Raw genomic sequence first — 8872 nt, 5'->3', positions numbered from 1 at the left:
GCCGGCCTCCGGGACCGAGCCCGCGCATGCGGGCGAACGGCGCTCAAAGCGCCGACTCCCCGCGCCCGCCGCCCGGAACGCCGCCTGATGCGCTTCCCCCTCCGCGCCAAGTTCTTCCTCTTCGCCGCGCTCCTCGCCACGGCACCCCTTGCCCTCGTCGGCCAGAACCTCGTCCGCATCGCCCGCGACGAGCTGAAGAGCGCCGCCAACGAGAGCCTCGCCCGCGTCGCCGGCGACCTCGCCGCCGCCTTCGACACCACCGTCCAGGGCCGCTGGCTCACGCCGCTCCGCGTCATCCGCAACGGCGTCGACAGCCCCGACCTCGGCGTCGAGCAGAAGGTCTCGCTGCTCACCCTCGGCCTCTCGCAGATTCCGAACATCGCCGCCCTCCAGCTCAGCCTCGAGGGCTCCGACCTGCCGATCCTCGTCACCGACCAGGCCTTCTCCCAGCATCTCGCCAGCGCCGGCCTCGACCCGGTCGAGACCCTGACCACGCCCGCCCCCGAGATCGACGCCATCCGCCGCGATGGCCGCTACGGCGAGTTCATGCCCGGCCGCATCGCGGCGACCGGCGACTGGCTCGCCACCGTCGCCCTGCCGCTCCGGGCCGAGCTCGCCGGCCGCAGCGTCATCCTGACCGCCCGCGTCAACCTCGCGCCCCTCGGCGCCCTCGTCCGCGACAACCCCTTCGCGCGGCGCGGCGAGATCGAGGTGGTCGACGCCGAGGGCCGCACCGTCCTCGAATTCGCCCCCCGCCTCCTCGCCGACCGCGGCATCGTGGCGAACGCCGCCCCCCTCGTCCTCGGCGCCGCCCGCCCCGAGGCGATCGAGGGCTACGTCCGCCCCGACGGCGAGCCGATGCTCGCCGCCTACGCCTTCCCCGAGAGCTTCCCCTGGGCCGTCATCACCGAGCTCTCCGAGTCGAACGCCTACGCCGTCGTCAACCACATGCTGCGCAACCTCCTCATGGTCGGCCTCGCCGGCCTCGCCGCAGCCGCCGCGGCCGCCCTCTTCTTCGCCGGCCGCCTGACCGGCCCGATCCTGAAGATCGGCGCTGTCGCCGAGCGTGTAGGGCAGGGCGACCTCGCCGCCCGCGTCGAGGGCGTCGCCACCCGCGACGAGATCGGCGACCTCGCCGCCCGCATGAACGCGATGATCCGCGAGCTCAGCGAGCGCCTGCAGCTGCTGAAGTTCGTCTCCCACGGCACCGTCTCCGCCATCCGCGCCGCCGACGAGCGGGGCGTCGCCCGCGGCGGCGAGCGCCGCTCCGTCGCGGCGCTCTTCTCCGACATCCGCGGCTACACCGCCTTTGCCGAGGCGGTGGCGCCCGAGGTGGTGATCGAGATGCTGAACGACTATCTCGACGTGCAGACCGAGATCGTCGAGCGCAACGGCGGCGACGTCGACAAGTTCATCGGCGACGAGGTGGTCGCCGTCTTCCAGGGCCCCGACAAGGAGAAGAACGCCGTGGCGAGCGGCCTCGAGATCCAGAAGGCGCTGGCCCACCTGCTCGAGGTCCATCCCGACTGGGATCTCCACGTCGGCGTCGGCATCGCCTCGGGCGAGGTCGTCATGGGCGCCATCGGCTCGCGCGAGCGGCTCGACTTCACCATGCTCGGCGGCGTCGTCAACCTCGCCGCCCGCCTCTGCGCCGCCGCGCCCCCCGACACCGTCCTCGTCTCCGCCCCGGTCCGCGACGCCCTCGCCTCCGCCGGCTTCGTCCGCTTCGCCGCCCTGCCGCCCCTCGAGCTCAAGGGGCTCGCCGCGCCGGTGACACCCTGGGCCGCGACGCCGGCCGAGGCGGCGGACACCGTCGCCTGAGATGCGGCGTCGCTCGCGACAGGACTATTGCGAGCCATCGAGCCCGCCTCTACCGTCCGAGGGCCAAAGAGGGGACAGCCATGCCAGCCACCTTCCGCATCTCCCGCCGCCGCCTCATGCAGACCACCGGCGCCCTCGCGCTCGCCGGCCTCCCGACCCGCCTCCTCGCCGCCGACCCGATCCGGGTCGCCGCCGTCTACACCGTCCCGGTCGAGCAACAGTGGGTCAGCCGCATCCACCTGGCCGCCGAGGCCGCCGTCGCCGCCGGCGAGATCGAGTACGTCTTCAGCGAGAATACCGCCAACACCGACTACGAGCGGGTGATGCGCGAATACGCCGAGGCCGGCCACCAGCTCATCCTCGGCGAGGTCTTCGGCGTCGAGCAGGCCGCCCGCACCGTCGCCGCCGACTATCCCGAGACCGCCTTCCTCATGGGCTCGAGCCTGCCGCCCGACGCGGCCTACCCCAACTTCGCCGTCTTCGACAACTACATCCAGGACGCGAGCTATCTCACCGGAATCATTGCCGGCGCCATGACCCGGTCCGGCAAGATCGGCGTCGTCGGCGGCTTCCCGATCCCCGAGGTCAACCGCCTCGTCAACGCCTTCACGGCCGGCGTCAGGGAAACCCGCCCCGACGCCAGCTTCCAGGTCGCCTTCATCGGCTCCTGGTTCGACCCGCCCAAGGCCAAGGAGACCGCCTTCGCCCAGATCGAGGCCGGCGCCGACGTCATGTACGCCGAGCGCTTCGGCGTCTCCGACGCCGCCAAGGAGCGCGGCGTCCTCGCCATCGGCAACGTCATCGACACCCAGGCGGACTACCCCGAAACCGTCGTCGCCTCCGCCCTCTGGCATTTCGAGCCGACGCTGCAGGCCGCCCTCGACGCCATCAACGCCGGCGTCTTCAAGGCCGCCGACTACGGCGTCTATTCCTTCATGCGCAACGGCGGCAGCTCGCTCGCCCCCCTGGGCACCTTCGAGGGCAAGGTCCCCGAGGCCGCGATGCAGCTCGTCGCCGAGCGCGAGGCCGCGATCAAGGACGGCAGCTTCGAGGTCGCGATCGACGACAGCGAGCCGAAGTCCTCCTGACCGTGCCCGAGACGGTCCTCCGCCTCAAAGGCATCACCAAGCGCTTCGGCGCCCAGCTCGCCAACGACGACATCAGCTTCGCCCTGCAAAAGGGCGAGGTCATTGCCCTTCTCGGCGAGAACGGCGCCGGCAAGACCACGCTGATGAACATCCTCTTCGGCCACTACACCGCCGACAGCGGCACCGTCGAGGTCATGGGGACCGCGCTGCCGCCCGGCCACCCCCGCGCCGCCCTCGCCGCCGGCGTCGGCATGGTCCACCAGCATTTCACGCTGGCCGACAACCTCACCGTGGCGGAAAACATCCTCCTCGGCACCCGCCCGCTCTGGCGCCTCGGCCAGGGCGACGCCCGCGCCCGCATCCGCGACCTCGCCCGCCGCTTCGGCCTCGAGGTCGACCCCGCCGCCCGCGTCGCCGACCTCGCCGTCGGCGAGCGCCAGCGCGTCGAGATCCTGAAGGCGCTCTGGCGCGACGCCCGCATCCTCATCCTCGACGAGCCCACCGCCGTCCTCACCCCGCAGGAGACCGAGGCCCTCTTCCGCACCCTCCGCCTCGCCGTGGCGCAGGGCCTCTCCATCGTCTTCATCTCCCACAAGCTGCGCGAGGTCCTCGCAGTCTCCGACCGCGTCCTCGTCCTCCGCCACGGCCGCCTCGTCGGCGAGGTCCGAACCCGCGACACCGACCGCCACCAGCTCGCCCGCCTGATGGTCGGCGCCGACCTCCCCACCCAGGAGATCCCGCCGGTCCCGGAAGGCCCGCCCCTCCTCGAGCTCCGCGCCGTCTCCGCCCCCGGCCTTTCCGCCATCGACCTCACCCTCAGGGGCGGCCGCATCACCGGCCTCGCCGGCGTCTCCGGCAACGGCCAGTCCGCGCTGGCCGCCCTCATCGCCGGCACCCTCGCGCCGACCTCCGGCGAGATGCAGGCCGCCGGCCTCCCAGCCGGCCCCGGCTGGTCGCCCCAGGCCGCCATCGCCCGTGGCATCGCCCGCATCCCCGAGGATCGCCACCGCACCGGCACCATCGCCGCCATGACCCTCACCGAGAACGCCATCCTCGAAGCCTATGGTCGGCCCCCCTTCAGCCACCGCAGCTGGATCGACTGGCGCGCCGCCCGCAGCTTCGCCGAGGAGATCATCGCCGGCTACGACGTCCGCTGCCCCGGCCCCGACACCCGCATCTCGCTGCTTTCGGGCGGCAACATGCAGAAACTCATCCTCGGCCGCGCCCTCTCGCCCGAGCCCAGGATGATCCTCGCCAACCAGCCCACCCGTGGCCTCGACGTCGGCGCCGTCGCCTACGTCCACGCCCGCCTCCTCGAGGCCCGCGCCCGTGGCGCTGCCATCCTGCTCATCTCCGAGGATCTCGACGAGGTGCAGGCCCTTTCCGACGAGATCCGCGTCATCAGCGCCGGTCGCCTCTCGCCCTCCTTCCCGCGCGGCACAACCAGCCAGGCCGAGCTCGGCGCCTGGATGGCCGGCCACGGCTTCGACCATGCGGCTTGAGCCGATTGCCGCGCCCACCCCGGCGCGCCTCCTCGGCCTCCCCCTCGCCGCCCTAGCGCTCACCCTCGCCATCGGCGCCGCCCTCGCCGCCCTCGCCGGCGCCAACCCCCTCGCCGTCTTCGGCCTGATCCTGAAGGGCGCCGCCGGCTCCCGCTTCGCCCTCCTCGAGACCCTGAACCGCGCCACGCCCCTCATCTTCACCGGCCTCGCCGTCGCCGTCGCCTTCCGCGCGCGGCTCTGGAACATCGGCGCCGAGGCCCAGCTCTACGCCGGCGCCCTCACCACCGTCCTCCTCGGCACCGGCGCCGTCGCCGCCCCGGCCCCGCTCCTCCTGCCGCTCCTCGCCCTCACCGCCTTCGCCGCCGGCGCCGTCCTCCTCCTCGGCCCCGCCTTCCTCAAGGTCCGCTTCGGCGTCGACGAGGTCGTCACGACCCTCCTCCTCAACTTCATCATGCTCCTCTTCGTCTCGATGCTGCTCGAGGGCCCGCTCAAGGACCCCCTCTCCCTCGGCTGGCCGCAGTCCCCGGCCCTCGTCCCGGACGCCCGCCTGCCGCGCCTCGTCAGCGGCCTCCGCCTGCACTGGGGCTTCGCCCTCGCCCTCGCCGCCGCGCTCGTCACCTGGGCGATCATGGCCCGCACCACCCTGGGTTTCGAGATGCGCGCCGTCGGCGAGAACCCGGCGGCCGCCGCCTTCGCCGGCATGCCAGTCCCCCGCGTCCTCCTTCGCACGGCGATCCTCTCCGGCGGCCTCGCCGGCCTCGCCGGCTTCTCCGAGGTCGCCGGCCTCAAGGGCAACCTGACGCTCGATCTCTCCCCGGGCTTCGGCTACACCGGCATCATCGTCGCCATGCTCGCCATGCTGCACCCGCTCGGCGTCGTCGTCGCGGGCGTCTTCGTCGCCGGCGTCTTCGTCGGCGCCGACTCCATGTCGCGCGCCGCCGGCGTCCCGAGCTACATCGCCGACATCCTCGTCGCGACCGCGCTCCTCACCATGGTCGCGGCCCTGAAGCTCACCCGCTTCCGCATCCGGAGCGGGTGATGCAAGACCTGCGCGACACCCGGACACCGCCGGCCGCATCCATCATCTCGGCGCAAACACGCCCGCCGGAGGCACCCGCCCGGGACGGGCGAGCGACACCCTCCAGCGTAAACCTTTCTGAAGATCCGGTAAACGCGTCTGCAAGACCCGAGTGTTTCCAGATACTTGCCTTTTGTCGCACGCGTGCGACTCCCGGCGTGCCGCGAGCCTGACCCATGGAGCACCTCGACATCCTCCTCACCGCCAGCTTCTGGGCCGCCGTCCTCCGCATCGCCTCGCCGCTCATCTTCGCCACCATGGGCGAGCTCATCTGCGAGCGCGCCGGCGTCCTCAACCTCGGCATCGAGGGCATCATGGTCATCGGCGCCTTCACCGGCTGGTTCGCCGTCTACGCCGGCCTCCCCCTCTGGGCCGGCGTCGCCACCGCGCTCCTCGCCGGCATGGCCTTCGGCCTCCTGCACGGCCTCCTCACCGTCCCCCTCGGCCTCTCCCAGCACGTCGTCGGCCTCGGCATCACGCTGCTCGCCACCGCCGCGGCCTCCTACGCCTACCGCCTCGCGCTCCCTCGCGTCACCACGCCCCCCCGCATCGACCCCTTCCAGCCGCTCCCGCTCCCCGGCGCCCTCGCCCAGACCCCGCTCACCTACCTCGCCTTCCTGACCGTCGCCGTCACCGCCTTCGTCCTCGCCCGCACCCCCCTCGGCCTCGCCATCCGCGCCGTCGGCGAGAATCCCCAGGCCGTCGAGGCCCAGGGCCTCTCCGTCACCGCCCTCCGCCTCGGCGCCGTCACCATAGGCTCCGGCCTCATGGCCGTCGGCGGCGCCTTCCTCACCCTCTCCGCCTTCTCCTCCTTCTTCTTCGAGATGGTGAACGGCCGCGGCTGGATCTGCATCGCGCTCGTCGTCTTCGGCGCCTGGCACCCCGGCCGCGCCCTCCTCGGCGCCCTCCTCTTCGCCGCCTTCGACGCCTACCAGATCCGCCTGCAGCAGACGCTCGGCGCCGCCATCCCCTACCAGGTCTTCCTCATGCTCCCCTACGCCCTCTCCATCCTCGCCCTCGTCATCATGTCCCGCCGCGCCCGCGTCCCCGCCGCCCTGATGACCCCCTACAACCGCGGAGAGCGCTGATGCCCCTCGACCTCCTGATCAAGGGCGGCACCCTCCCCGACGGCACGGTCGCCGACATCGGCATCACCGGCGACACCATCGTCGCCATCGGCAACCTGCCGACTGACGCCCACCGCACCATCGACGCCACCGGCGACCTCGTCTCCCCGCCCTTCGTCGACCCGCATTTCCACATGGACGCGACCCTCTCCTACGGCCTCCCCCGCATCAACGCCTCCGGCACGCTGCTCGAAGGCATCGCCCTCTGGGGCGAGCTCCGCGCCACCGCCACCGCCGAGGAAATCCGCGACCGCGCCCTCGCCTACTGCGACTGGGCCGTCTCCATGGGCCTCCTCGCCATCCGCTCCCACGTCGACACCACCGACGACCGCCTCATCGGCGTCGAAGCCCTCCTCGACGTCCGCGAGAAGGTCGCCCCCTACCTCGACCTGCAGCTCGTCGCCTTCCCCCAGGACGGCCTCTTCCGCACCGAAACCGGCCTCCAGAACCTCACCCGCGCGCTGGACCGCGGCGTCGACGTCGTCGGCGGCATCCCCCACTTCGAACGCACGATGGAGGACGGCGCCCGCTCCATCCGCACCCTCGCCGAGCTCGCCGCCGCCCGCGGCCTCATGCTCGACCTCCACTGCGACGAGACCGACGACCCGCATTCCCGCCACATCGAGACGCTGGCCGCCGAGACCCTCCGCCTCGGCCTCGCGGGCCGCGCCGCCGGCTCCCACCTCACCTCCATGCACAGCATGGACAACTACTACGTCTCCAAGCTCCTCCCGCTCATCGCCGAGGCCGGCGTCGCGGCAATCCCGAACCCCCTCATCAACATCACCCTCCAGGGCCGCCACGACACCTTCCCCAAGCGCCGCGGCCTCACCCGCGTCAGGGAGCTCCGCGCCCAGGGCGTCACCGTCGGCTGGGGCCAGGACTGCGTCCGCGACCCCTGGTATTCGCTCGGCACCGCCGACATGCTCGACGTCGCCTTCATGGGCCTCCACGTCGCCCAGATGACCAGCCCCGACGACATGCGCGCCTGCTTCGCCATGGTCACCGAGGACAACGCCCGCATCCTCAACCTCCCGGACTACGGCCTCCGCCCGGGCGCCCGCGCCAGCCTCGTCATCCTCGACGCTGCCGACCCGATCGAGGCCCTCCGCCTCCGCCCCGACCGCCTCCTCGTCGTCTCCCGCGGCCGCATCGTCTCCGAGCGCCCCCGCTCCCGCCCGCGCCTGACCCTCCCCGGCCGCCCGGCCACCACCGACCGCCGCCACCGACTCTGACCTTTCCTCAGGAAGATTCCCGCATTATATTTCCTCAAGGAAAGGACCCGCCGATGCCGACCGCCCGCCGCCAGCCCGCCGCCGCGCCCGACCCCGGGGCCATCCTCACCCGCGCCGCCGTCCGCGCCGCCGAGCGGCTCGGCATCTCCGGCCGCCGCCTCGCCGAGGTGCTCGGCGTCTCCGAGGCGCAGGTTTCCCGCCTCCGCAGCGGCGAGGCCGCGCTCGCCGAGCGCACAAAGCCCTTCGAGCTCGCCGCCCTCCTCGTGCGCGTCTTCCGCTCGCTCGACGCGATCACCGGCGACGAGGCGGTGGCGCGCGCCTGGCTCCTCGCCCCGAACGCCGCCCTCGGCGCCCGCCCGGCCGAGCGCATCACCTCGGTGCAGGGCCTCGCCGATGTCGTCGCCTACCTGGACGCCCGCCGCGCTCCGCTCTGAGGCCCGGGCCTTCGCCGGGACCGCGTGGCGCCTCGTCGAGGCGCAGCACCGCGTCTCGACGCTGAAGCTCGTCGACAGCCTCGCCGAGCAGGCGACCCTCGAGGCCATCCTCGAGGCCAGCAAGCCGCCCTTGCCCGAGGACGGCCGCCACCTCGACTACCTCCTCGCCACGCCCTTCCGCTACCGCCCCTATCCGCGCGGCTCCCGCTTCCGCCGCGCCGGCCTCACCCCGGGCGTCTGGTACGGCGCCGAGCACCCCGAGACCGCCGCCGCCGAGATGGCCTTCCACCGCTTCCTCTTCTACGCCGAGAGCCCGGAGACGCCCTTTCCGGACGACGCCGCCGAATACACCGCCTTCTCCGCCGACCTCGCCACCCCCGCCGCCCTCGACCTGACCGCCGGCGCGCTCGCCCGCGACGCGGCCCTCTGGACCCACCCCACCGACTACGGACCCTGCCAGGCCCTCGCCGACACCGCCCGCACGATCGGCACCGAGGTCATCCGCTACGCCTCGGTCCGCGACCCCGCCCGCCGCGCCAACCTCGCCGTCCTCGCCTGCCGCGCCTTCCGCACCCCGACGCCCACCG

8 protein-coding genes are annotated in these 8872 nt (G+C 73.0%); all 8 read left to right on the top strand.

The features are described 5' to 3' along the window. The first annotated feature begins 87 nt into the window (after positions 1-87). Positions 88-1821 (top strand): adenylate/guanylate cyclase domain-containing protein, encoded by a 1734-nt coding sequence (locus tag Q0112_RS05555; protein WP_297972565.1) that lies wholly within the window; start codon positions 88-90, stop codon positions 1819-1821. Positions 1822-1901: 80 nt separating this feature from the next. Further along, positions 1902-2909, top strand: coding sequence for a BMP family protein (locus tag Q0112_RS05550; RefSeq protein ID WP_297972562.1), 1008 nt, complete (start codon positions 1902-1904; stop codon positions 2907-2909). Beyond that, positions 2906-4411, top strand: coding sequence for an ABC transporter ATP-binding protein (locus Q0112_RS05545; protein ID WP_297972568.1), 1506 nt, complete (start codon positions 2906-2908; stop codon positions 4409-4411). Before Q0112_RS05550 ends, Q0112_RS05545 begins: the two co-directional genes overlap by 4 nt. After that, positions 4401-5450, top strand: coding sequence for an ABC transporter permease (locus Q0112_RS05540; RefSeq protein WP_297972560.1), 1050 nt, complete (start codon positions 4401-4403; stop codon positions 5448-5450). Before Q0112_RS05545 ends, Q0112_RS05540 begins: the two co-directional genes overlap by 11 nt. A 215-nt stretch (positions 5451-5665) precedes the next feature. After that, positions 5666-6577: an ABC transporter permease gene (locus tag Q0112_RS05535; protein WP_297972557.1), complete on the top strand. Its 912-nt coding sequence runs from the start codon at positions 5666-5668 to the stop codon at positions 6575-6577. Further along, on the top strand, positions 6577-7851 hold the full coding sequence (locus Q0112_RS05530; protein WP_297972555.1) for an amidohydrolase family protein: 1275 nt from the start codon (positions 6577-6579) through the stop codon (positions 7849-7851). The genes Q0112_RS05535 and Q0112_RS05530 overlap by 1 nt, the downstream gene beginning before the upstream one ends. 53 nt (positions 7852-7904) lie before the next feature. Next, positions 7905-8285 carry an antitoxin Xre/MbcA/ParS toxin-binding domain-containing protein gene (locus tag Q0112_RS05525; RefSeq protein ID WP_297972552.1) on the top strand — a complete coding sequence of 127 codons (381 nt, stop codon included), beginning with the start codon at positions 7905-7907 and terminating at the stop codon, positions 8283-8285. Then, the coding region (locus tag Q0112_RS05520) for an RES family NAD+ phosphorylase (RefSeq protein WP_297972550.1) at positions 8245-8872 on the top strand (628 nt) is incomplete at its 3' end. The genes Q0112_RS05525 and Q0112_RS05520, both read left to right, overlap by 41 nt.

Source organism: uncultured Amaricoccus sp. (genome assembly GCF_937858865.1).
Classification (GTDB): Bacteria; Pseudomonadota; Alphaproteobacteria; order Rhodobacterales; family Rhodobacteraceae; genus Amaricoccus.
The sequence above is the reverse complement of the archived record's forward strand: the minus strand, read 5'-3'. Positions and strand labels throughout refer to the sequence as shown.

What these genes read in the sequence shown, in the direction of transcription:
- Q0112_RS05555 (WP_297972565.1), top strand. Translation starts at nt 88, where the DNA reads ATGCGCTTCCCCCTCCGCGCCAAGTTCTTCCTCTTCGCCGCGCTCCTC.
- Q0112_RS05550 (WP_297972562.1), top strand. Translation starts at nt 1,902, where the DNA reads ATGCCAGCCACCTTCCGCATCTCCCGCCGCCGCCTCATGCAGACCACC.
- Q0112_RS05540 (WP_297972560.1), top strand. Translation starts at nt 4,401, where the DNA reads ATGCGGCTTGAGCCGATTGCCGCGCCCACCCCGGCGCGCCTCCTCGGC.
- Q0112_RS05535 (WP_297972557.1), top strand. Translation starts at nt 5,666, where the DNA reads ATGGAGCACCTCGACATCCTCCTCACCGCCAGCTTCTGGGCCGCCGTC.
- Q0112_RS05530 (WP_297972555.1), top strand. Translation starts at nt 6,577, where the DNA reads ATGCCCCTCGACCTCCTGATCAAGGGCGGCACCCTCCCCGACGGCACG.
- Q0112_RS05525 (WP_297972552.1), top strand. Translation starts at nt 7,905, where the DNA reads ATGCCGACCGCCCGCCGCCAGCCCGCCGCCGCGCCCGACCCCGGGGCC.